The 23,312-nt window shown below is 44.4% G+C and carries 24 protein-coding genes; 12 read left to right on the top strand and 12 right to left on the bottom strand.

Going from position 1 to position 23,312, the window contains the following annotated elements:
• Positions 1–3: 3 nt before the first annotated feature.
• The 5 genes from FLM53_RS13820 to FLM53_RS13840 all read right to left on the bottom strand — a co-directional run bounded on the left by FLM53_RS13820 (position 4) and on the right by FLM53_RS13840 (position 4,906).
• A complete protein-coding gene (locus FLM53_RS13820) occupies positions 4–624 on the bottom strand; it encodes a CDP-alcohol phosphatidyltransferase family protein (protein ID WP_176681604.1) in 621 nt (206 codons plus the stop codon).
• Positions 614–1,264: an ATP-binding cassette domain-containing protein gene (locus FLM53_RS13825; protein WP_176681603.1), complete on the bottom strand. Its 651-nt coding sequence runs from the start codon at positions 1,262–1,264 to the stop codon at positions 614–616. Before FLM53_RS13825 ends, FLM53_RS13820 begins: the two co-directional genes overlap by 11 nt.
• Positions 1,230–2,930 carry an ABC transporter permease gene (locus tag FLM53_RS13830; RefSeq protein ID WP_176681602.1) on the bottom strand — a complete coding sequence of 567 codons (1,701 nt, stop codon included), beginning with the start codon at positions 2,928–2,930 and terminating at the stop codon, positions 1,230–1,232. Before FLM53_RS13830 ends, FLM53_RS13825 begins: the two co-directional genes overlap by 35 nt.
• 5 nt (positions 2,931–2,935) lie before the next feature.
• The gene (locus FLM53_RS13835) at positions 2,936–4,102 is read right to left on the bottom strand and encodes an ABC transporter substrate-binding protein (RefSeq protein WP_132935844.1); all 1,167 of its coding nucleotides are present in this window, start codon (positions 4,100–4,102) and stop codon (positions 2,936–2,938) included.
• Between the two features lie 357 nt (positions 4,103–4,459).
• Complete coding sequence (locus tag FLM53_RS13840; RefSeq protein WP_017630066.1) at positions 4,460–4,906, bottom strand: META domain-containing protein; 447 nt, start codon at positions 4,904–4,906, stop codon at positions 4,460–4,462.
• Between the two features lie 187 nt (positions 4,907–5,093).
• Here FLM53_RS13840 and FLM53_RS13845 point away from each other — a divergent pair, with 187 nt between their 5' ends.
• Both FLM53_RS13845 and FLM53_RS13850 read left to right on the top strand, forming a co-directional pair.
• Entirely contained in the window at positions 5,094–5,357 is a 264-nt protein-coding gene (locus FLM53_RS13845; protein ID WP_370780731.1) for a DUF1289 domain-containing protein, read from the top strand.
• A gap of 109 nt (positions 5,358–5,466) precedes the next feature.
• Complete coding sequence (locus FLM53_RS13850) at positions 5,467–5,634, top strand: hypothetical protein (RefSeq protein ID WP_017630068.1); 168 nt, start codon at positions 5,467–5,469, stop codon at positions 5,632–5,634.
• 41 nt (positions 5,635–5,675) lie between these two features.
• Here FLM53_RS13850 and FLM53_RS13855 read toward each other — a convergent pair whose 3' ends face one another.
• From FLM53_RS13855 to FLM53_RS13865, 3 genes are all read right to left on the bottom strand, one after another.
• Complete coding sequence (locus FLM53_RS13855; protein ID WP_176681972.1) at positions 5,676–5,978, bottom strand: thiamine-binding protein; 303 nt, start codon at positions 5,976–5,978, stop codon at positions 5,676–5,678.
• 152 nt (positions 5,979–6,130) lie between these two features.
• Entirely contained in the window at positions 6,131–6,352 is a 222-nt protein-coding gene (locus FLM53_RS13860; protein WP_176681601.1) for a hypothetical protein, read from the bottom strand.
• A gap of 252 nt (positions 6,353–6,604) precedes the next feature.
• A complete protein-coding gene (locus FLM53_RS13865) occupies positions 6,605–7,843 on the bottom strand; it encodes a DEAD/DEAH box helicase (RefSeq protein ID WP_176681600.1) in 1,239 nt (412 codons plus the stop codon).
• A gap of 211 nt (positions 7,844–8,054) precedes the next feature.
• On the opposite strand from FLM53_RS13865, the gene FLM53_RS13870 reads away from it, so the two are divergent.
• A complete protein-coding gene (locus tag FLM53_RS13870; protein WP_176681599.1) occupies positions 8,055–8,681 on the top strand; it encodes a LysE family translocator in 627 nt (208 codons plus the stop codon).
• 249 nt (positions 8,682–8,930) lie between these two features.
• The gene (locus FLM53_RS13875; RefSeq protein ID WP_017630073.1) at positions 8,931–9,287 is read left to right on the top strand and encodes a hypothetical protein; all 357 of its coding nucleotides are present in this window, start codon (positions 8,931–8,933) and stop codon (positions 9,285–9,287) included.
• A 152-nt stretch (positions 9,288–9,439) separates the two neighbouring features.
• On the opposite strand, the gene FLM53_RS13880 is transcribed toward FLM53_RS13875, so the two are convergent.
• Positions 9,440–10,564, bottom strand: a complete 1,125-nt coding sequence (locus FLM53_RS13880) for a carboxypeptidase family protein (protein WP_176681598.1) — start codon at positions 10,562–10,564, stop codon at positions 9,440–9,442.
• A 138-nt stretch (positions 10,565–10,702) separates the two neighbouring features.
• Positions 10,703–10,978, bottom strand: coding sequence for a nitrogenase-stabilizing/protective protein NifW (locus FLM53_RS13885; protein ID WP_017630075.1), 276 nt, complete (start codon positions 10,976–10,978; stop codon positions 10,703–10,705).
• A 306-nt stretch (positions 10,979–11,284) separates the two neighbouring features.
• On the opposite strand from FLM53_RS13885, the gene FLM53_RS13890 reads away from it, so the two are divergent.
• The 3 genes from FLM53_RS13890 (at position 11,285) to FLM53_RS13900 (ending at position 15,205) form a co-directional block, all read left to right on the top strand.
• The gene (locus tag FLM53_RS13890; RefSeq protein WP_176681597.1) at positions 11,285–12,379 is read left to right on the top strand and encodes a NapC/NirT family cytochrome c; all 1,095 of its coding nucleotides are present in this window, start codon (positions 11,285–11,287) and stop codon (positions 12,377–12,379) included.
• 16 nt (positions 12,380–12,395) lie between these two features.
• A complete protein-coding gene (locus FLM53_RS13895; RefSeq protein ID WP_176681596.1) occupies positions 12,396–14,849 on the top strand; it encodes a molybdopterin guanine dinucleotide-containing S/N-oxide reductase in 2,454 nt (817 codons plus the stop codon).
• Positions 14,850–14,992: 143 nt separating this feature from the next.
• Positions 14,993–15,205, top strand: coding sequence for a TIGR02450 family Trp-rich protein (locus FLM53_RS13900; protein WP_026084164.1), 213 nt, complete (start codon positions 14,993–14,995; stop codon positions 15,203–15,205).
• 49 nt (positions 15,206–15,254) lie between these two features.
• Here the strand turns inward: FLM53_RS13900 and FLM53_RS13905 are convergent, their stop codons facing one another.
• Positions 15,255–15,992 carry an HAD-IIB family hydrolase gene (locus tag FLM53_RS13905; protein ID WP_176681595.1) on the bottom strand — a complete coding sequence of 246 codons (738 nt, stop codon included), beginning with the start codon at positions 15,990–15,992 and terminating at the stop codon, positions 15,255–15,257.
• A gap of 715 nt (positions 15,993–16,707) precedes the next feature.
• On the opposite strand from FLM53_RS13905, the gene proV reads away from it, so the two are divergent.
• The 3 genes from proV to proX are packed head-to-tail and all read left to right on the top strand — an operon-like array spanning position 16,708 to position 19,993.
• The gene (gene proV, locus FLM53_RS13910) at positions 16,708–17,895 is read left to right on the top strand and encodes a glycine betaine/L-proline ABC transporter ATP-binding protein ProV (protein WP_176681594.1); all 1,188 of its coding nucleotides are present in this window, start codon (positions 16,708–16,710) and stop codon (positions 17,893–17,895) included.
• A 3-nt stretch (positions 17,896–17,898) separates the two neighbouring features.
• Positions 17,899–18,993 (top strand): glycine betaine/L-proline ABC transporter permease ProW, encoded by a 1,095-nt coding sequence (gene proW / locus FLM53_RS13915; protein ID WP_019824227.1) that lies wholly within the window; start codon positions 17,899–17,901, stop codon positions 18,991–18,993.
• On the top strand, positions 18,986–19,993 hold the full coding sequence (proX, locus tag FLM53_RS13920) for a glycine betaine/L-proline ABC transporter substrate-binding protein ProX (protein ID WP_017630082.1): 1,008 nt from the start codon (positions 18,986–18,988) through the stop codon (positions 19,991–19,993). The genes proW and proX overlap by 8 nt, the downstream gene beginning before the upstream one ends.
• Before the next feature lie 243 nt (positions 19,994–20,236).
• On the opposite strand, the gene FLM53_RS13925 is transcribed toward proX, so the two are convergent.
• Positions 20,237–20,611, bottom strand: a complete 375-nt coding sequence (locus tag FLM53_RS13925; protein ID WP_017633307.1) for a nuclear transport factor 2 family protein — start codon at positions 20,609–20,611, stop codon at positions 20,237–20,239.
• A 141-nt stretch (positions 20,612–20,752) separates the two neighbouring features.
• On the opposite strand from FLM53_RS13925, the gene FLM53_RS13930 reads away from it, so the two are divergent.
• Together FLM53_RS13930 and FLM53_RS13935 are read left to right on the top strand one after the other, a co-directional pair.
• Positions 20,753–21,625, top strand: coding sequence for a LysR family transcriptional regulator (locus FLM53_RS13930; protein ID WP_176681593.1), 873 nt, complete (start codon positions 20,753–20,755; stop codon positions 21,623–21,625).
• 275 nt (positions 21,626–21,900) lie between these two features.
• Complete coding sequence (locus tag FLM53_RS13935) at positions 21,901–23,265, top strand: polysaccharide lyase family 7 protein (RefSeq protein ID WP_176681592.1); 1,365 nt, start codon at positions 21,901–21,903, stop codon at positions 23,263–23,265.
• Positions 23,266–23,312: the final 47 nt, after the last annotated feature.

Below are 23,312 nucleotides of genomic sequence, written 5' to 3' on the forward strand. Positions count from 1 at the left end.
TTTCTAACTCTCTTGTTGAGTCTTGAGGGTTTGGAACCCAAAATAAATTCGCATAAATGTCGTCAGCCAACACGCCGCACCAAAGGTGTAAGCGATAACCGCAAAGTGTTGCGGCCAAATACAAAAGGCAATGAAACAGGCGATGGTCTCTGTGCCTTCAGTTAATCCAGACATGTAGTAGAGCGACTTGTGCTTATAAACGGGGTTCTCGATTCCTCGCTTGCCTGCCATCACCGCAAACGCCAAAAAGCTGCTGCCTGTGCCGATAAAAGAGAAGATCAAAAATGCACCGGCAATGGCGTTGTGCTCAGGGTTCGCAATCACAAAGCCAAAAGGAATTAACGAATAGAAAAGGAAATCCAGGCTGATATCGAGGAAGCCGCCCGCATCACTGATGCCTTGGATTCGAGCCAAAGCGCCATCGAGCCCATCACACACTCTGTTGAATACAATGAAGCCTAACGCCCACTCATATTGTTGAAATGCTAACGCAGGAAACGCTAAACAGCCGACTAAAAATCCGAACAGGGTGGTTTGGTTCGCAGTGATACCGATTTGACTCAATACTTTTGCTGATTGGTTTAACGGCCACTTAATGACCTTGATAGAGTACTTATCCAGCATTGTGACTTCTCCATGGCCAAGACAGTACTTGAGCTCCTTGAGGCACATCTGCGTCGTCGTGCGTCACCATCAGCGTAGGGATGTTGGCTTTTGTCAGTTGTTCAAACACCCAATCACGAAACTGTGCTCTGAGCTCTTGGTCTAACTTACTGAACGGTTCATCAAGTAAAGCCAGTTTAGGCTTCGCTAACAACATGCGAGTTAAGCTTATTCTCGCCCGTTGGCCGCCGGAGATTTGATCGGGGAAGGACTCAGCTAAATGAGTTAATTCAATATCTTTTAACGCCGCCATTGCTTGTTGCTGGCGAGCTGAGCCTTTAACAGAGTTAGGTAATGAGAATGCCAAGTTTTCCCACACTTTTAGATGAGGGAATAGCAAGTCATCTTGAAACAAAATACCGACCTGACGTTGATGTGATGGAAGTTCATCGAGCTGAATATCGTTCAAAACCACGCTGCCAGTGTATGAAAACTCTTCATTCAGGTGCCCAGCAACAGCGTCCAACAAAGTCGATTTTCCGCATCCGCTAGGCCCCATCAAAGCCAGTACTTGGCCTGATTCTAATGTTACGTTTAGCGCTGAAAACAGCGATTCACCATCGTTCTTATGGATGGCGAGGTCGTTGAGGTACAGACTCATTACTTAGGAAACCCTTAAAAGTAAGACGGCGATATCTGAGTTGAAGTCGGCTGACTAATATCGCTAAAGAGAAAAAGAACAGAGGCAATAAGGCCTGCCAAATGGCATAAATTGCGGTCACTCTACGGTCGAAACCGCTAGTAAGAGCGACAGCTTCAGTGGTGATTGTGCTAATGCGACCCGCACCAAGCATTAATGTTGGTAAGTATTGAGCCAAACTTACACTGATCCCGACCGCCCAAGCGAAGGCAATGGCAGGTAACAAGATTGGTAGTTTGATGGAGTACCAACTTTGAAATGGCGACTTGCCTAGACTGAGTGACGCTTTAATTAGTCCATCATTGAAGCTCTTCCAAGGCCCGTCTAAAGACAAGTACACAAATGGAAAGGCGAAGAATACGTGCGCCCAAATCACCCAGAACTCATAAGCGCTGCTGCCGATATAAAGCGTGGTGACTTGCATACCGAACAACACAGAGAGCTGAGGGATCAACATTGGGATCGCGATAATAAAGCCCGGAACTTGCCACTTGTATTTGATTCGATATTCGTGAGCAATCAGCGCAAGTATCAAAGCTACAGAAGCGGCGATAAGACCAATCCATAAGCTTTGTCCGACCGTACTCATGATGCCATCCCACTCAAATTCCCAGAAACGCATGCTATATCTACTAGGGAGTAGGTCAGGGAAACGCCAACGTTGGGCAACACTCCAAATCACCATCAATGGAATGATGAGCAGTGACAGCGCAGCAAGCACAGTAAACACGGTTTTCCCCGGAAAGTTTGCCCCTGTTCTGCCTGAATATTGCCAAGTTCGAAAGTATTTCAGAATTGCCCATTCAACTAAACGTGCTAAGGCGATGATCAACGACGCTAAACCAAATAGAACAATGGCTCCGGCTGCAGCTCGTGGCAGTAGGTTAAGATCTGGATCGTTAAACCATTGCCATACTAGTACTGCAAAGGTCGGCGGGTTGGTTGGGCCAATGATCAAAGCAATATCGACAACCGATACGCTGTAAGCGAGTACCGCAAGCATTGGGAAGCGAAGCTTAGTAAACCATTGTGGGAAAACACACTTCCACCAAATCTGAGAGCGACTGTAACCCAGTGAAGCACTCACCTTAGTGATACGTTCGACATCGATTTGTTGAAGTATCGATATGCTCATCAGCAACAAGAAAGGGACTTCTTTGAGTGCTAGCATAATGATGAGGCCGAGAGCGTATGGGTCTTTAACCAATAACGCCAATTCAGAACTCGTCGCCGATTCACCGAGTAGGTGATGTACGGCTCTCGCTCCAAGGCCTGTTGGGCTAAATAGAAAAGCAAAGCCAATAGCGAAAGCCACATGTGGAATAGCCAACATTGGCGATAACGTCAGCTCAATCTTTATCCAAAACTTGTTTCCCCAAGAGGCTTGAAGAATACAAAAAGTAAGAAAGCAGGCGATGTAGCTGCTCGCGATCGCAGAGCTTAGGCTTAAACCGATAGAGTGCCAAGCACCTTCCCATTGGAAGACTTGGCTAAAACCGTTGAGAGAGGGCTCCTCTAAACCCAGGGGCGGGATAAAACTCAGTGACGAGGCCACTACTCCCGCTACCCCAGGAATCGTAGGGATAATGCACACAGCTATAACAACAAAATATAGAGCGCGTAGCATCAAGCTTAGTTACCGTATCGCTTAAGCCACTCTTTCTCGAGCGCGTTTTGCCAGCTTGGGTGTGGTTCATCAACCGACTTAAATTGCTGAGTGTTTTTAGCACTTCCGGTCAGGTATTTACTGCTTAACACTGAAGGATCGCCCCAAACATTTAGGTCACCCTTGCGAGATTGCGCTTCTGGGCTCAACAAGAAGTTGATTGTCACTTGAGCGCCTGCCGTTGCATTGGCATTCCAAGGGATCGCAAGGAAGTGAATGTTAGATAGAGCGCCACTTTCTAATGCATAAGCCTTGGTGGTTTCCGCTAAACGGCCACTTGCTTGTGCTGAATACACAGAGTTTGGATTAAAGGTTATTGCAAGGTCGAGTTGTCCATCATCCAGAAGTTGGATGCTTTCAGATGTGCCAGCAGGGAATTGTTTGCCGCCGCGCCAAGCCACTTTATGGAATTTGTCTAGGTAAGCCCAAAGTGGTGCTGTTACCGCTTGGAAGTTGTCTTCCGAAACCGGTTGAGCCAGTGCTGGATTATTGTTTGTTAGCTCAATCAATAGAGATTTGATGAAGCTGGTGCCGTGAAATTCAGGTGGGCGAGGGTAGCTCAAACGGTTTGGGAAAGCTTGAGCGTAGCTCAACATCTCTGAAAACGATTGTGGCGGATTATGAAGTGTCTCTTGGTCGTGAATAAACACCAATTGTCCAACGCCCCAAGGTGCTTCAAGGCCTTCTGTTGGTTCAGAGAAGTCGACATCAATCGGTAAAGACTTATCGACGTACTGCCAGTTTGGAAGTGACTCTGTAAACGGACCAAACAACAAAGCGTTGTCTTTCATTGAACGAAAGTTTTCGCCATTGATCCAAACGATATCAACACTGCCTTCACTGTTTTTGCCTGCCGCTTTTTCTGCAAGTAAGCGAGTCGTGGTTTCTGCAATATCGGTTACTTTTACATGCTTTAAGGTAACACCGTAGTCACTCTGTAACTTCTTGCCTGCCCATTGTAGGTAACGATTGATCTCTTGGCTTCCGCCCCAAGCGTGAAAGTAGACAGTTTCTCCCTCTGCCTGCTGTTCAATTTGGTTCCAGCTATCGGTTGATGTTGCTTCATCAGCATAAATGGTTGCGCTGTATGCAACGGTTGCCATGATTCCTAACGTACTTACTATCTTGTTCATAAACTTTTCCATTTGGTAGTGAACGGGCAAGAGCATTGTGTTTTCGAACTCCCTAGGGCGTGTTGACCTTTCGTGGCTAACGAAAGAACAACACGGCATAATAGTTATTCTATCTGTTTCTGAAATAATTTCTAATTCAATAGTAAATTCAATCAATTACTAGGAGCCCCTGCCATCCTACCAACAGACCGTTAAAGCGGTGAATTAATTGCACCTAAATGAGGTTTTTTTGATATTTATTGGAGGTTGGTACGAAAAGAAGGCGAGAAGTAGCGTTTTTAATGATTAGGTTTTGAGCAGGCAATAAAAAAGGAGCCGTGAAGGCTCCTTAAATCAATATCTGATGTCGATGACGGATTAGTTTACCCAGTCACGAATTGTGTACGTTAGTGTGTGTACATCGTTTTTAAGTACTAGTGTATCGTTAGTTAGCGTTACGTCGCTCCACTCGCTTAGAGTAGCTGAAACCGATTGTTCGATTTCCATCGCTGAGCCCTGACACATTTTCATTGTCATGCCCATTTGTTTGATACGGAATTGACCGTCTTTTAGTTCGCCCTGACCAAAGAAGTTGTTACAACCAGCCATGCCGTTTGCAGTCATCTTTTCGCCGATCTCTAGACGAGGTGTTGCTTGATGTTCGCTTTTCTCAATGTCCTTGCCATCAATTTGCGCAAGTTCCCAATTATGGTGCTGTAGATCGGTTGGTGTTACTTGCATAGCGTTATCACCTGTTGTTGTGCATGCTGCTAGCATCATAGGTAAAGCGGCTACTGCTAGTAATTTTTTTGAACTAAACTTCATATTATAAGGCTCCAAAGGAAAGAACGAAGTTACCGAATAAGTGTAACTTGATGGGTTCAAAGTATAGTTTACAAAACACTATATGTGTCAGTATAAGGTCATAGTTTAGTATGGATTTCATGAGCTAGGCGACAAATTAATCGCTTATTTTTGAATTAGTAAGCTTGATTTGGATGTGTAAGGAGATGTGGTGGAGCAGTTAGAGTTTTTCCAAGTTCCAAGCCCTTGCGTTGGGGTATGCTCAAGCGATGAAAAAGGCTATTGCAATGGCTGTATGCGCAAAAGAGAAGAGCGCTTTAATTGGATGTCGATGACACCCGCTGAACAATTGCACGTGATAAAACTGTGTCGTCAGCGCTATAGAAGAAAAATAATGAAGCAAAACAACTTGGTTGGTCAGCCGGTAGACGAAGAGGGAAACACAAGTCCCCAGAGAGATCTTTTCGGCTAAAGAGGAAGTATTAAGATTTTATTTAACTCCGAAGTAACTATTACTTTACATAATGGTTGGGGTGTAATATTAAGATAGGTACCTTTGTACCAGAAGGAGTGGTGTCGGTATGAATAAAAAGGACGTAAGAATCAAAAAAAAACCAGTCAAAGCACTGGATAGAAAACCGATTGGGGCGAAAGATGACCCTGAAGAGAGCGCGCGTGATTGGCATTCAATGTCAGAAGAAGAACGAATGGAAATCCTTTCTCACCTTTCAGACATGCCTTTTCAATAACATCACTGGTTCATCAGAGTCTTTTCAACAGCAGCACTTTTTTAAACAAACATATGATTGGCTTTCGTTACACCTCGATGGTACGTACAAAATGTATCATCGGCTTCGGTGGTCTTACTATGAATCTTAATGTTTGTGATGACTTCAACAGCCCCTGCATCGTAACAAGCTTGTTCAGCCTTTTTGACGATATCGAGTAATTGGTTGAGTTCACCTTTCATCGTGGTTTCCATTGCACCGACTTGGAATGGAACATCGGCTGTTTTTACCACATCAATAGCTTTATCAACGACTTCGAAATTGTTGCCTTCTTTAACGCGAGGGATCACTTGGAAGGCAACCATCACTTCTTTTTCTCTTTTTAACTCAGACACTTTCTGCTTACTCAATGAAAGGAAATTGTTGCAGATGATAGGTTAATGCGGAGATAAATTCTACAGCGGTTAAGCTGCCGGCCTATTAGCTTATTAGCTTATTAGCTTATTAGCGTATTTGCCTACTTGCTACCCCAGTGGTCGCTAACCCAACCACCTATGTGTTCATCAAAATGGCTGCCACTGAATCTCTGGTTACGTTCAACCGAAGTATCGCAGTCATCTTTATTATCTATTAGGGTTTGTATGTGGTTTGCCATCGGGTCATTGCAACGTTGACGATCTCGGCGGGTTGCCACTTCCTTAATCAGTTGTAATCGATATGTAGAGCTAGCACGTTTCATTTCAATGACCTCCTGTTTTAGACACTAATAGAAAAATCTAGTTGCCAGATATAGGGGCGTCAACGTGATTTAAGAGTATTTTTTTTGAGCAACCAAGAATCAATACGTTGGCATCATAATTCACAAAAGTGTCATTTAAGTTAGCATCTTTAGAGCAGTTTTTGGGTGTGGTTTTATGTTTGATTGCATATAAAAAGCCCAGTAAAACCTGAGCTAATTATTCTATTTATGGTTGTATAGAGCTATTTCTGGTTACTTTGAGCTGTTTGGTTTGCTCTTAAATTGTTTGATGCTCTTCTTCTTTGCTGTTCGTCGGTTGGCCATTTTGTCTTTTGGCGGACGCTTACGAGCTGTTGATTCTGATGCCGGTTTATCTGTTACAGGGAAACCTTCCAAAGATTGTAGTGGCAGTGGCTTATTGGTCAGAGTTCGAATCGCATTGAGGTGCTCGTTTTCACTGTGGCTAACCAGCGAGATAGCACAGCCTGCGCTTCCTGCTCTCGCCGTTCTTCCTACGCGATGTACATAAGTTGCTGAGTGAGAAGGCAATTCAAAGTTGATCACAACAGGCAGCTGATCAATATGGATGCCACGAGCCATCACATCGGTAGCGATAAGCACGCGAGTTTCGCCATTTTTGAAACTCTCTAATGCCTGCGCGCGCTCGTCTTGGCTCTTGTTGCCATGTAACGCACTCACGCTGATCTTAGCTTTGTTCAATCGCTTGGTTAATGCGTCTGCATTGTCTTTCGCACCAATAAAAACCAACACCTGTGGCCATTGGTTTTGATTAAGTAGGGCAATCAGAGCTTGAGCCTTGCTGCCCTTGTTCACGAGATACAGTGTTTCTTCAATGGTTTCGACAACGCTGTTTTCTTGGTGAGTGGTGATCTTCTTTGGGTTTGATAAAAGCGTTTCAGCCTGATTAACCAATTCTGGAGGAAGTGTTGCTGAGAATAGCAGTGACTGGCGCTTCGCAGGCAGAGCTTCGGTGATCGCTTGAATGTCAGGCCAAAAGCCCATGTCGATTAATCGGTCTGCTTCATCAAGAACCAATGACACACATTGAGTTAACTCCAATTCGCCACTCTTGATAACAGCCAGCAAGCGCCCCGGTGTTGCGATAGCAAGCTGTGGCTTCGTTAATAATTGCTGCTGTTGGTCATCTGCATTTATACCACCCGTTAACGTAATCATACTGATATTAAGAGCCGTTGCGATCGGTTCTAAAGACTCAGCGACTTGAGAGGCAAGTTCACGTGTTGGAACGATAACCAGTGCTTGCAGTTCATTTACATCATGGTTGATGTTGTTCAGCAAAGGTAAGCCAAACGCCAATGTTTTCCCGCTACCCGTTTGAGCCAACGCCAGCACGTCTTTCCCTGCAATAATCGTAGGAATTACCGCTTGTTGTATCTCTGTCGGTTTATCGAATTGAGACGGTATAGCTGCAGCGGTTTTTGCGTTAAGGGTTAGGTTATCAAATGACATAAATGAACCAAGTATTAAAAGGGAGGTGGAGTCTAACAGGGCTACAAATGTTAGAGAATCAGTTTTGTAACGTTAGACCATAAACGATCTTATTGTATTCGCTAATTTCGTCTGTTAGCCATACGAGTTAATTAAACGTTGAGCATATTGTAATGGGGTTGAATGAACGTACAATGTCCGCCTTAAAAATGATACGTAAAAAGAGATAGAAATGAGTTGGGATAGTATCTGGCTGTTCATTGTCATTGTGTTTTTTATTGCCATTATTCCTGGCCCTAACGCATTGTTAGTATTAAGCACAGCGTTGACTCAAAGGAAGCTGTTCGCGTTTGTTAATGTGTTAGGTGTGTCTTGTGGTTTCTTTTTTCACGCTTTTATCTCAGCCAATGGCATAAGCCTGTTGTTGTCAAAAACACCAATGGCGTTTGAAGGGCTGAAGTGGGCTGGGGTTTTGTATCTCATCTGGCTTGGTTACAACCATTTTCGGGCGGCATTGCGTGCACAAGAGGGCATGCTTTCTGTGGTGAGTGCATCAGGGAGTAAGCTATATCATCAGTTCTTAAAAGGGCTATTGACCAATCTACTTAACCCTAAAATTGTGCTGTTTTATCTCTCGATATTCCCTCAGTTCGTTACCAAAGACGCGATTGTGTCAGACAGCCTAATACTTGGCGGGATTCAAGCGATAGTGGTGTCGACGTGGTTCTTGGTCGTTATCTTAATGGCGGATACGTTTAAGCGTTTGTTGGTTCAAAAGCGTACCTCGCAAATGATGAACATGGTTTGTGGTGTGCTATTTGTAGGGTTCAGCATTCAGCTGGCCTTGTTTCAGCTCTAGGTTTAAAGCTTGATAGAAGTGTTAACAGATACGACTCATATCTCACTTTTCACTGAATTTTAGGGAATCCTTGTCTCTCTGCATAAATGCCTAAAGCATTAGGTTATAAAGTCGATATAATAATCAGATATCAATTTGGTGAATGTATTAATTTTAAGCCAAATTGATGATTAAGAAGGGCCATTGCTGATGATAACTGAAGCAAACGGTTAGCTCGCTTTAAAGAATAACAGAGACAGGGAGTCACTAATGCGTGAAGAGTCATTCACCCAGAAACGCAAATATTACCGCTTAAAGTACCCTCAAAAGGCACGCCCGGTGATGCGAATTAAGGATGAGCTTTTTCATGTGAGTGAAGTGTCTGAAAAGGGCGTCCGCCTGATGATGCGTAATATCATTCCTGTTTATCGCGGTTTTTCAATGGCAGGCACCTTAAGGTTACATGACAACAACAGTATCGATATTAGTGGTGCGGTATTGCGACAAGAAGGTGATGAAGTGATCGTTCAGTTATCACAAGGTCCCAGCTTTAAAGATATGGTGTCAGAGCAACGTCACATTAGGCAAAGATACCCAGTATTTTTTGCTAGCCTCAGAGTGGCATAGAAAGCTTTTAAAGTTAGATACCTTAAAGCTCAATTCTCTCATCAAAGCCGATATTAAAAAGCCCAGCACTTTCTCAAGTGCTGGGCTTTATTATATGTAAGCAAACTGACGATACGGACAAACTAAGGCGCTTAGTCTGTCTATAGTTCGTTTTATAGCTCGTCTACTGTCGCCCAAACTGCGGCTAGCATGTCGTGACCAAATGCAACGCTGCGCTCTGGAGACCAACCGTACAGTTCGTCAGCGTGGCTGATGTGATCTTTAAATGGCATCTCGACAGTGTAAGCTAAGCATTTGAACTGCTCACCGATCCAGTTTGTGCCAACCGTCATGTTCGCTTTGCCCGGTTCGTCTTTATCGTAACCAAACTCATCTTGGAACTCTGGCGTGATCGTCAGTAGTGCTTGCTTGAAGTGGTTCTCTAGTTTAGCGATACGCTCGTTGTATGAAGGCGTGCCTTCGCTACCTGCTACAAAGTTATATGGAATCGCTTCGTCACCGTGAATGTCTAGACACAGGTCAACGCCCATTTCTAGCATGCGCTCACGAACAAGGAATACTTCTGGGCTACGTTCCATAGAAGGCGATTGCCATTCACGGTTCAGGTTAACGCCAAGCGCATTAGTACGAAGGTGACCGCGGATGCTGCCATCTGGGTTCATGTTAGGAACCACGCGGAAAACAACGCTGTCTAGCAGAGAACGACCAACTGTGTCCGTTTCATCAAGCAGACGTTGAAGAAGGCCTTCGATCAACCATTCAGCCATAGTCTCGCCAGGGTGTTGGCGACCAATTACCCAAATATTTTTCTTCTCTTCACTTGGCTCACCAATGGTTAGCAAAGTGATGTCATTGTTATCTAGCGTGTGGCCCAGAGTTTCAAGCTTACAAGCTGGGTGCGTTTGCGCGCTGTGCAGAAGATCTTGGTGACGATCGTATGAGTACGGTGCGAAGTACGCGAAGTACATTGAATCGTGCTCCGGAATGATATCGAAGCTTAGTGTGTCACCATCGAACTGAGATGGAATACGGAACCACTCTTCGCGGTCGTACGATGCAACCACATCGTAATCTTTCCAGCCTTCAGGGTATGCAGATGTTGCCAATTGGCCGATTTCGAAGTGGTGAGCTTGTTGAGCATCGCTTTCTAAACGGAAGTGGAACCACTGAGAGATTTCAGTCTGGTTGTCTGCTGGGATAGTCAGTTGAATGTTTTGTGGTGAATCTGCTGAAACGACGTGAATGTTGCCGCTTTCGAAATTGCTGAAAATTTTCATTGTAGTTTTTATCTCGTAGTTGAGTTGTCGTAAGACTAGCACACTTTTTTTCGAGCAAACCACTAACTAAATCGTAATGAGATGTTATTTCAACTATCTACTTTTTCGTTGTCTATTTTTGAACAACCCACTTTCCCACTATCGACGCTGGCAAGTGGTACACCCACGACAGGCAGAACGTGTGTGGCGATCTAACTTGCTACGTTGCACCTTGCAATAAGCGTTTTTTAGCGCTCTTCGTCCAGAAAACCAATCATCAGGTTTCTCAAGAATCAGATAACCATTAAAGCGTTTCACAAGCTCGATTCTGTTTTGCTCGATGAACTTGCTATCAAACCCAATTTCAAAGTAATCAAGCGCTTGTTCGATGGAGGTGAAACTCGCTATTTTTTGCTGGAATTCTGTCTGGTTCATGGAGTGAAGCGTTTATGAAAAGAGTTAGCCGACATTGTATTAGATTTACAATTTACTTCTTTGATTTGGGCGCGAGTTTAGCGTCTTTATTGTTGGATTAATTAGTTGGCAGAATTCAATGTGCACCTTGCATTTGTTGGGTGATTGGGTTGTTAGGGCGCTAATTTTTCAAAGTGACATTAAGCTCTCAGAAAGGTTCATTTTTTGTTCCTCAGATTGCGATTAATGATCCAAATCAAACAGGCCTACCCCTAAAGTACTATTCTGATCGCAATTGTAACCAATTGTTGAAGATGATTAAAAATTATGACAATAAAAAAACGTTATATCGCACTAATAGCGGCGGTTGGTATAGGCATTGGCTGGTTAACTTTAGGGGGAACTGCAGCCGTTATGCACTATACATCGAGCACTGAGTTTTGTGTTTCTTGCCACACGATGGAAACACCCCATAAAGAATACCAAGGTTCGGTTCACTTCAGTAACGCAAAAGGCATTAGAGCTGAGTGTGCCGATTGCCATATCCCAACAGATCCGATTGACTACGTGATCACCAAAGTAAGAGCGTCTAAAGACATCTATCACGAATTCATCTCAGGTAAGATCGACACGCCTGAAAAATACGAAGCACACCGTGAAGAGATGGCCGAAACCGTATGGGCTCAATTCCGTGAAAATGATTCAGCGACATGTCGCTCTTGTCACGATTTCGATGCTATGGAAGAGTTTGAGCAATCTCGTGATGCGGCGAAAATGCACGCTTACGGGAAAGAGAACAACCAAACGTGTATCGACTGTCATAAAGGCGTAGCGCACTTTGCCCCAGAAGCTCAGCTAGACAGCAAAGCCTTCGATACCCTGATTGCCTTTACCAAAAATACGCCAGCAGATGCGAAAGTGGTTTACCCAGTCACTGATATCGCAATGGGCGAATTTGGTAACCTAAATCCAACAGCAAAACTAGAAGTGGTTAAAGCTGAAGGCGACAACCGTACTGTGACTCTGAATGCGTTCCAAATGAAAGGCGCGGAGCAAGTGCTTTACTTCGGTGAAGGTCAACGTGCAATCGTTGCGACACTAACAGACAAAGGTCAAGAAGCACTGACTACTGGTGAATACGAAGCCGATGCTTATGGTAACGAATGGCGTTCTGTTGCGTTGACGGGTGACATTACTTCGCCAGTTGTCGATAGCCTAGACCCAATCTGGTCTTACGCAGAAGAGTTAGACAACGTCTACTGTTCGACTTGTCACGCAAAAATTCCTGGTGAGCACTTCACTGTTAACGCTTGGGGACCAGTAGCTAAAGGTATGGGAGCTCGAACAGATATCTCAGAACAAAACCTTGAACTTCTGACTAAGTACTTCCAAAACCACGCGAAAGACGTTGTTGGCCACTAATAGTAAGGAATAAAAAATGACAGATATTACACGTCGCGGATTCTTAAAAGGCACAGGTATCACTGCTGGTGCGATGGCGTTTACATCGTTCTCTCCAATGTCAGTAGCTTCGTCAAATACGCGGGGTAAAGGGGTTCTAACGGCAGGTCGTATGGGACCAATGCTGTGTGAAGTGAAAGATGGCAAGTTAGTCTCGACCACGAATGCGGTACCTCAAACCGTTTTTAACAGCCTTCAAACCACAGGCCCAGATCAAGTACACACCAAAGCGCGTATTAAATACCCTATGGTACGCAAGAGCTACTTAGATAACCCGTTAGCGCCTAAAGCAGAGCGCGGTAGCGATGAGTTTGTTCGCGTATCTTGGGAGGAAGCTTACAAACTAATACACGAACAACATATGCGTATTCGTGCAAATAACACCCCAGATGCAATTTTCGCAGGTTCATACGGCTGGCGTTCAAGTGGTGTGCTTCATAAGGCACAGACTTTACTTCAGCGTTACATGGGCATGGCTGGTGGTTACTCTGGTCACATGGGCGATTACTCAACAGGTGCTGCGCAAGTTATCATGCCGCACGTTGTGGGCTCGATTGAAGTATATGAGCAACAAACAACGCACCCGATGGTGCTAGAACACAGTGATGTTGTTGTGCTATGGGGCCTAAACCCAATGAACACTTTGAAGATCGCTTGGAGTTCTACAGATTGCTCAGGCTTAGAGTTCTTCCATCAGTTGAAGAAGTCGGGCAAAACGGTTATCGCTATCGACCCAATGCGTTCTGAAACTATCGAGTTCTTTGGCGACAACGCTGAGTGGATTGCTCCACACCCAATGACCGATGTTGCGATGTTGATGGGTATTGCTCATACGTTAGTTATAAAAGGTAAACACGACCGAACATTCATCGAAAAATACACGACTGGCTATGATGTTTTCGAAGATTACCTAATGGGTAAAGAAGACGGCGTAGTGAAAGACGCACAGTGGGCGTCAAGCGTGTGTGGTGTGCCAGCTAAACAGCTTGAATTGCTGGCTGATATTTTCAGCAGCAACCGCACAATGTTGATGGCAGGTTGGGGCATTCAACGCCAACAGTTTGGTGAGCAACGCCACTGGATGTTAGTAACTCTTGCTGCGATGCTTGGTCAGATTGGTTTGCCAGGTGGTGGCTTCGGCTTCTCTTACCACTACTCTAATGGCGGTAACCCATCTCGCGATGCTGGCGTATTGCCTGCAATGTCTGCGTCTTTAGGTGCTGTAGCAGGTAGTGATGAGCGAGGTTGGTCAGCTACGGGTAAGGTGATTAACTCATTCCCTGTTGCTCGTATTGTAGAAGCCCTAGAAAATCCGGGCAAAGCGTACAAACATAATGGCCATGATCGTGTGTTCCCAGATATCAAAATGATTTGGTGGGCGGGCGGTGGTAATTTCACTCACCACCAAGACACCAACCGCTTGATTAAAGCGTGGCAGAAACCGGAATTGGTTGTTATTTCTGAAATCTACTGGACCGCAGCTGCGAAGCATGCAGATATTGTTTTGCCTATTACAACATCGTTTGAACGTAATGACCTGACGATGACTGGCGACTACAGTAACCAGCACCTAGTACCAATGAAGAAAGCGGTTGAGCCACAAGGTGAAGCGCGTAATGACTTCGATGTATTTGCAGACATGGCAGAGCTATTGGCTCCAGGTGGTCATGAAGTATACACCGAAGGCAAAACTGAAATGGAATGGTTGTACCAATTCTACAAAGCTGCTCAACAAGGTGGCCGCGCTGCACGCGTTGCTATGCCGAACTTCAGCAAGTTTTGGGAAGACAATCAACTGATCGAAATGAAGTGGAACGAGAAGAACGCACAGTTTGTTCGTTACGCTGACTTCCGAGAGAATCCAATCATGAACCCACTAGGTACACCAAGTGGTAAGATTGAAATATTCTCGAAAACGATTGAAGGTTACAAGCTTGATGATTGTCCTCCACATCCAACTTGGATGGAGCCAACAGAGTACACCGGCAATGCTAAAGATGGCGAACTGCAATTGATGACAGCGCATGCGGCGCACCGTCTACATAGTCAGTTCAACTACGCGAAGATTCGTGAAGAGTATGCGATCGCAGACCGCGAGCCGATTTCAATCCACCCTGAAGACGCAAAAGCGCGTGGCATTAAAACGGGTGATTTGGTTCGTGCACACAATGGTCGTGGCCAAGTATTGGTTGGCGCACTAGTGACTGATGGCATCAAACAAGGCTCTGTATGTATCCATGAAGGTGGTTGGCCAGATTTAGATAAAGATACAGGCCTATGTAAAAACGGCGGCTGTAACGTACTTACGTTGGATATTCCGACCTCTCGTTTGGCAAATGGTTGTGCAGCGAACTCTGCGCTTGTGAAAATTGAAAAATACACAGGCCCAGTATTAGAACTGACAGCATTTGATCCACCTAAAAATGGCTAATCTTTAACGATAAATAGCTAATTGAACGAAGCCAGCCTAACCGCTGGCTTTTTTTATGATCTTTTTTGCGATGGAAAGACTATTACTGTGTGTCGAGTAGACACCTGATAATAATCAACGACATCAAAGCAAGAGAGAATCCCATGAATCGAATCAACCCAAAGAAGTTATTTCGTAGCAAATGGACAGCCGTTAGCCCTGTGAAGAAAGAAAAGCACTTTATGGTCACAGAAGTCGAATTTGATGAAGGGGAGGTCGTGCGCTGCATGATAGAGGCGGTCATGACCAAACGAGAAGAAGACATCAATTGGCGAGAGCTTACTGATAATCAAAATTGGCTCCCAGGCTGGAAATAGAGCTGGAAGCCTGTTTGATAGGAATCTGCTATTAACGGCGGACTGGCGTTTATCGGATATTCGACGCGCGCCTTTGCCAGTATTTGAGCCCCTCTAACACACCCTCAGCGTGTGTTGCGGTGCTGGTATACACGTTGTCTCTGTCGGACAAGTGAGCCACTTCTGGATAATGGTTAGCGACCAATATCGAATTTACGCCCTCTATCGTTAGCATGGATGTGTCGTTTGCAGAGTCGCCTGCTACACACACTTCTTCTACGCTCAAATCATGCTGCTTGAGCAGGTGATGAATCGCAGTAGCTTTATTGACGCCCTTCGGTGTGATGTCTAAATACCAGTCGTGGGAGTACGTGAGATGCACATCCAATCCGTGCGACTCCAAACTTGATTCGATCAATTCATGTTGAGGCTCAGACAGCTTCCCTTCAAAAGTAATCTTGTAATCACCTTGATGATTTTCAAAGCGTTCACCCATAAAGTCGAGTGGTGCGAGTGCTGTCTCGACCTTGGATTTGTTCCACGACGCTTCTAATCGGTTGTGCCAAACATGATCGGGTTTTTGGGAATGAACGTGATGAATTCTAGTGCCAACATCACTGATAATGCTGTGTGGTTTAGGGTAGTTATCAGACGCCAATCCAACTCGAATTGACGGCAGAGTTCTTCCTGTCGCAATGATAAAACGGATATCAGGTTGCTCGGTTAGGTAGTCAAATAACTGATTAACGCCATGAGAAGATCCTCCATCCAGCGTCCCGTCAAAGTCACACACCAGCATTTTTATCATTCGAGTTCCTTGTTTTTTTCTCTCATTCATCGCGGGGAAATGTCTATTTCTTTTATAAAGAATGGCTCAGCAGTGAGCACTCTACAAGTTGTCTTGTGGCTTAGATAATCGATATTGAACAGTTTGCAGCAAGTATCACAGTTGGTGTGATGCTTTGAAATTCTGGGTTGAAAAACTCAAATTTGTCTCGTTGGTCTTAGCCGATTTCCCTTTGTTTTTTAGGTTAAGTACGAGTGGGGGATCAGACCCTTACAACAGGCTGAGTGCTTGCATCTAAAACGTCATTAAATCTTAATAAATAGTTTGTATTCGAATTATTTGTACACGAACTATTTGGTGCTATTCTTGGTCTGTCTAGCGTATTAATTGATCAAATGTAAAATAAATATTCAATAATCTATCAGTAAGTAATACATAATCTGTCTCTTATACACATCTGAAAAAAAAATCTATCAGTAAGTAATACATAATATTGCAAGCGGCTTGGTTGTTTAAATGTCTTTGTTTTTCAGTGTTTTGGGTGTTTGTTGTTTTATTTTTAATCATTGTTTTTTCTAGGGGATTGGTGGTTTTGTGGGTGATTTACAGTACGAGACCCCTTGATTTACACTGGTTAATTACTTAGAGTGCTAATCGTTTTTTGAGTTTAAATAAGTCATTTTTAAGTTTAAATAACCGTTTTTAAGTTTAAATAACTAAGAAAGGATTAGATTACATGGATCCCATACTGGAAGTTAAGGGACTGTACAAGGTGTTTGGTGAAGACACCGACCGTGCTTTTGCGATGATTAATCAAGGTGCGGACAAAGACAAAGTTTTCGAAGAAACAGGTCTAACGATCGGCGTTAACGATGTTTCTCTTAGTATTCAAGAAGGCGAGATTTTCGTAATAATGGGACTGTCAGGATCTGGCAAATCAACCCTAGTACGCCTTCTTAACCGCTTGATTGAACCTACCAAAGGTAATGTGCTTCTACGAGGCAAAGATATTGCCCACATCTCAGAAGATGAACTTCGTGAAGTTCGCCGCAACAACATCTCCATGGTTTTCCAAAATTTCGCATTGATGCCCCACATGACTGTGATCGAAAACGCAGCGTTTGGCCTTGAGCTTGCGGGTGTTGATGTAGATAAACGAAAAGAGTCAGCACTGGCCGCGTTAGAACGAGTTGGCCTTGGCGCGTATTCGGAGTCTTACCCAGATGAGCTATCTGGTGGTATGAAACAGCGTGTTGGTTTGGCTCGCGCTTTAGCATGTGACCCAGACATTCTGTTAATGGACGAAGCGTTCTCTGCACTCGATCCACTGATTCGTACTGAAATGCAAGACGAGTTAATCCGACTTCAAAATGACGATAAACGAACGATTGTTTTCATCTCGCATGATTTGGATGAAGCGATGCGCATCGGTGACCGAATCGCGATTATGCAAAATGGCGAAGTGGTTCAAGTGGGTACTCCCGACGAGATCTTAAACAGCCCAGCGAACGACTACGTTGAAGCCTTCTTCCGTGGTGTGAATGTAGCAAGTGTTCTTACCGTGAAAGACATCGCACGCAAGAAACCTGCAGCGGTATTTAAGAAATCTGAACACGATGGTCCAGCCTCGGCTTTGCAAATCTTGATGGATAACGACCGTGAATACGGCATCGTTGTTGAGAAGAGCAGTCACTACTCAGGCATTGTTTCTATCGATTCTCTTCGCAAAGCCCACAAAGAGAACAAATCATTGGTTAGCGCTCAGCTAAGTGATGGCTTAACTCTGAATCCTGATTTACCAATCAATGATGTGCTTGGCCTTGTTGGCGGTGTGCCTTATTCCGTTCCTGTTGTGGACGAGCAAGGTAATTACTTTGGCGTTGTGACTAAGTCACGATTGCTACAAACATTAGATAAGGGATAGATCATGTCGTCGGAACAAACAAATAATGACCCATGGTCGCAAGCCGCTCCCTCTACTCAGCCAGCAAGTGATCCTTGGGGCCAAACAACGGAAACTGCACCATCTGCGGATTGGCTAAGCAGTGAAACCGTTGAGGTGACGCCTTTTGACCCACTGAACCCTTTTGCTGAAGCCGTACTACCAGTCGATACTTGGGTTGAGTCTGGTCTGAATTGGTTGGTTGAACACGGACGCCCACTGTTTCAAGCGATACGTGTGCCTATCGATTTCATCCTAAGTTCATTTGAAACAGCTCTGGTTTCCACACCTGCACCATTCATGCTGATCATCTTGTTTTTAGTCGCATGGCAGTTTTCAAACCTAAAGCTTGGTGTTGCTACGGCAGTATCCTTAACATTCATTGGCTTGATTGGCGCTTGGTCTGAAGCCATGACCACGCTTTCATTGGTGATGACATCGGTCTTCTTCTGTCTGTTGATTGGTTTACCCATGGGTATATGGCTCGCCCGCAGTAACACGGCGGCTAAATTCGTACGTCCAATTCTGGATGCCATGCAAACCACGCCAGCCTTCGTTTATCTCGTACCAATCGTAATGTTGTTTGGTATCGGTAACGTACCGGGTGTTGTTGTGACCATCATATTTGCACTGCCGCCAGTGGTACGTTTAACCATTTTGGGTATTCAGCAAGTGCCGGAAGAGTTGATCGAAGCCGGTCACTCATTTGGCGCAAGCAAAAAACAGATGCTTTATCGAATTCAATTGCCACTAGCATTGCCAACCATCATGGCAGGCGTAAACCAAACACTGATGCTGTCGCTATCTATGGTGGTTATCGCATCAATGATTGCGGTAGGTGGCTTAGGTCAAATGGTACTGAGAGGTATCGGCCGTTTAGATATGGGGCTGGCCGCAGTCGGTGGTCTAGGCATCGTTATTCTCGCCATCTTATTGGATCGCATTACCCAAGTGTTGGGTGTCAATGCAGGCAATACAAAATTACGCTGGTACCGCATGGGACCTGTTTCCCTTGTACTTAATGCTTTAAATCGCGGTAACAAATCAGAACTTCAATTAAGGAAAAACACCAATGAATAATTCATGGAAGAGCAAACTTGCAGTGAGCATCGTTTCTACACTGGCAGTATCAACGAACGTGTGGGCAGCAAGCCTACCGGGTGAAGGTGTATCTGTTCAGCCTGTTCAATCGTCTGTAGCAGAAGAAACATTCCAAACGTTGATTGTTAACCGTGCTCTAGAAGAACTTGGCTACGATGTGAAATCGACGCAAGAAGTGGACTACAACGTAGGCTACACCTCAATTGCAAAAGGTGACGCAACGTTCCTAACGGTAGGTTGGTTCCCACTTCATGCAGACAAATACACAATGGCGGGCGGCGATGACAAATTCTACCGCGAAGGCCAATATGTAAGTGGTGCAGCGCAAGGTTACCTGATTGATAAGAAAACGGCAGAAAAGTACAACATCACTAACATTGGTCAATTAACTGATCCAAAAATCGCAAAACTGTTTGATGCTGATGGTGACGGTAAAGCAGACCTAACTGGCTGTAACCCAGGTTGGGGTTGTGAGATGGTGATTGAACATCAACTGTCAGCCTTCAAACTGGACGATACAGTAACTCATAACCAAGGTAACTATGCGGCTATCATCGCAGACACGATTTCACGTTACCAAAAGGGTGAATCAATCCTTTACTACACGTGGACACCGTACTGGGTAAGTGGTGTATTGGTTCCTAACGAAGACGTAGTATGGCTAGAAGTGCCTTTCTCTTCACTTCCTGGCGAGCGTTCGGATGTCGATACGACTTTATCTAACGGTAAAAATTACGGCTTCCAAATGAACTCAATGCGTATCATCGCGAACAAAGAGTTTGCGAAGAACAACCCATCAGCGGCTAAGCTTTTCGAAATCATCAAACTGAACATCAACGATGTAAGTGCTCAGAACATGATGATGAGTAAAGGTAAGAACAGCTCGGCTGATATCGAAGCGCACGTAAACGGTTGGATTAAAGCGAACCAAAATACGTTTGATGCTTGGATTGCAGAAGCGAAGAAAGCAGCACTATAGATCGGTACTTGTTCAGCTCGATTATCACCTCAACTGGAGACCATGAGCGTGTTTAGTGATTGTGTAGAGTCACTGAATTACTTTCAAATGAAGTGAAAAGACGGCAAGAGCGATGATTAAAAAAGCCAGCAGTCCTATTTGGATTGCTGGCTTTTTATTTTCTGTTTCTATGCTTTATGCTGTAGTTCTAGCTTCTAGCTTCTAGCTTCTAGCTTCTAGCTTCTAGCTTCTAGCTTCTAGCTTCTAGCGTTCGCCTTGAACTTCAAAGTCATCGCTTACTAGGCGAGCGCAACCATCGGCTTCTAATGCCCAGTGTTCACGGTGCACAACACCGAACGCTTTGTTCATTGTCCAGCTAGCGGTAAGAATGTAGCCACCTTCTGGGTGCTCTTCCCACTTCACATCTGTGTAATCAACGTCTTTGAAGCCTTGGTCAATGATGTTTTGCCAAAATGCTTGAATCGCTTCACGGCCTTCAAAAGTACCGAATGGACGAGCTTCCATCACACAAGCCTCTGTGTATTGGTCTGCACAACCTTTTGCATCTTGGCTGTTGAATGCTTTTTGCCATGCGTTAATGCCTTGCTTACATGCTTCTAATACTTGGTTGTTTAACATTGTTTTCTCTCCATAGCAGTCTTCTCTCAAACACTACTTCTTTGATTAGGTATCTCGATAAGTTGGATTCAGTTTAGTCTTGGAAATTGAATTAAAAAACAGAGATAATAGAAAATACTGTATGTAAAAAGAGAACAATAAATGAGTAAGCTAAAGCAGATGTCGATTTTCGCTCATATCGTAGAGCAGGGCTCAGTATCGGCTGCGGCTGAAAAACTAGAGTTGTCTAAATCTGTCGTCAGTCAGCACCTCAAAATTCTGGAACAAGAGCTCGGCGCTTCACTCCTTAAGCGTACAACACGAAGACAATCCCTAACCAGTATGGGCGAACGCTTCTATCTAAGCTGCAAAGACATCAACGTGATCGCCGAATCGGCGTGGGATATGGCGAAAGCCGAACTGGAAGAGCCGCAAGGGCGGATTCGTATTACTGCTCCCAATGCATTGATGGACTTGTTGGTTGCACCTGTTATTGCCGATCTGATGAAACAGTACCCGAAACTAAAGCCAGAACTGATCAGTGATGATCAACATTTGGACTTCATGGAGCACGATATTGATCTCGCGGTACGAGTGGGCAGCTCGCGTGATAGTAACCTTAAGCAGAAGCGGTTAGGCGAGTTTAAAGACGTGTTGTGTGGCGTAGAAAGCATGCGCGAACGCGAACTTGATTCTATCCCTTATATTGCCAACTCTTGGCAAGGAAAACAGGTGACTCATCACTTTAGTTCTCAAGATGAACAAGACTTTGTCTATCAACAACAAGCCAGTTGTACCACTAACTCATTTCATAGTTGTCTTGCATTAATCAAATCAGGCGTTGGCATTGGTGTGATTCCAGATTTCTACCTTCACCAGTTATCTGGTGAGGTTGTCGACATCATGTCTAGCTTTCAACTGCCGACCAACACCGTTTATGCGCTGAACCCGTTCACTTCCAACACACCTATCGCTATCCAGCTTTGTGTTCAAGCATTAGAAGAGAAGCTTAAACAGGATTTCATCAAAAGCTGATCGCCGGACGTTGTCGTGCTGTGTGAGAATAACAAAGGGAGGCTAACAACAAAGCGTAAAAACTTCGAGTTATATAGACGCCTTATTAGATGATGTGTTTGGTATAAGAATAGCACATGTCACATAGTTATTTATTTGTAATATAATAATTCATGATCGTGATATTTGTTCAACTTGTCGTACAAATATTGTCCTATAGTGGTTTCCGTTACTTTGGTAACACCCTACAAACTATGGAATAAACAATATACGTGAAATATATCATGGAGACTTGTATGATTTTTAACCCTTGCAACCTTAAGTTTTGCAAACCACTGTCGTGCTCAATTCTTTTGGCGATGGCTTCTTGTGGAGTATCGGCTGAAACATTGAACATCCAATCTGCATCAGACTGGGGAGGAGCTCATAACTCTTACCCTGCATCAAATGCGATTGATGGCAGCACAGACTGGTCATCGCGTTGGGCAGCTCAAAATGCCCCTGTTAATCTAGTGCTCGATCTAGGATCAGTACAAAATGTTCAGGACGTCGCGATAGCTTGGGGTAAAGGAGAAGAACAAACTTATAAGTTCGAGATCAGAGCATTAGCAGATGAAAGCTCAAGCAACTGGGACAAGGTTTACTATGGATACAGCAGTGGCAGCACATCAGGTTTTGAAACCTATGACGTAACAGATGTTCAAGCTCGCTGGATTCGTATCAAAGTCTTTGAAAACAGCGCTCAAAGTGTTTGGACAAACATTACTGAAGTCGAAATCAGTGGTAATGACAGCCCTGACTACGGCCTTGACCCAAATCTACCGCCATCAGGCAACTTCGACTTACTCGATTGGTATGTCAGCATCCCTGTTGATGAAGGAGATGGTTACGCAACTTCTATTAAAGAGAACGCGCTAGATGCTGGTTATGAAGATCAGTTCTTCTATACAGGCAGTGATGGCGGCTTGGTGTTCTATACACCAGTTGAAGGCGTGACCACATCGAGTGGAACTAAGTATGTGCGTACTGAATTGCGAGAAATGCTGCGTCGTGGTGACACTTCTTACTCTACCTCAGGTAAAGACAACAACTGGGCATTCTCGTCTATTCCATCGAGTGAACAGGCTGATTTTGGTGGCATTGACGGTACGTTGAATGCAACGCTGGCCATCAACCATGTGACGACTACTACCTCAAACACTGAGCAAGTTGGTCGAATCGTGATCGGTCAGATCCACGCTGAGAAAAACGAGCCGATTCGCCTGTATTACCATAAATTGCCGGGTAACGACAAAGGCGCGATCTACTTTGCTCATGAAACCTCTAAATCGACTGGCGGCGATGAAACTTGGTATAACTTGTTAGGTAACATGGTCACTTCTGACGGTGACTTGAATAACACCAGCAACCCAAGTGATGGCATTGCGTTAGATGAAACCTTCTCGTACTCCATTGTTGTCGAAGGCGACAAGTTGATCACAACGATTAGTCAGAATGGTTCAGAGCTAGCGGCAAAAGAAGTGAACATGAGTAACAGCGGTTATGACGATGCTGATAACTACATGTACTTTAAAGCAGGTATCTACTTACAAGATAACTCAAGTGCCGACAGTGATTATGCGCAAGTGACTTTCTACCAGTTAGATAACAATCACAACTAGGCTTTGTTTAGCCAATAACGAAACTTGTGAATACTTAACGTGGAGGT

The sequence above is a fragment of the Vibrio sp. Scap24 genome (genome assembly GCF_013394185.1).
GTDB lineage: Bacteria > Pseudomonadota > Gammaproteobacteria > Enterobacterales > Vibrionaceae > Vibrio > Vibrio pomeroyi.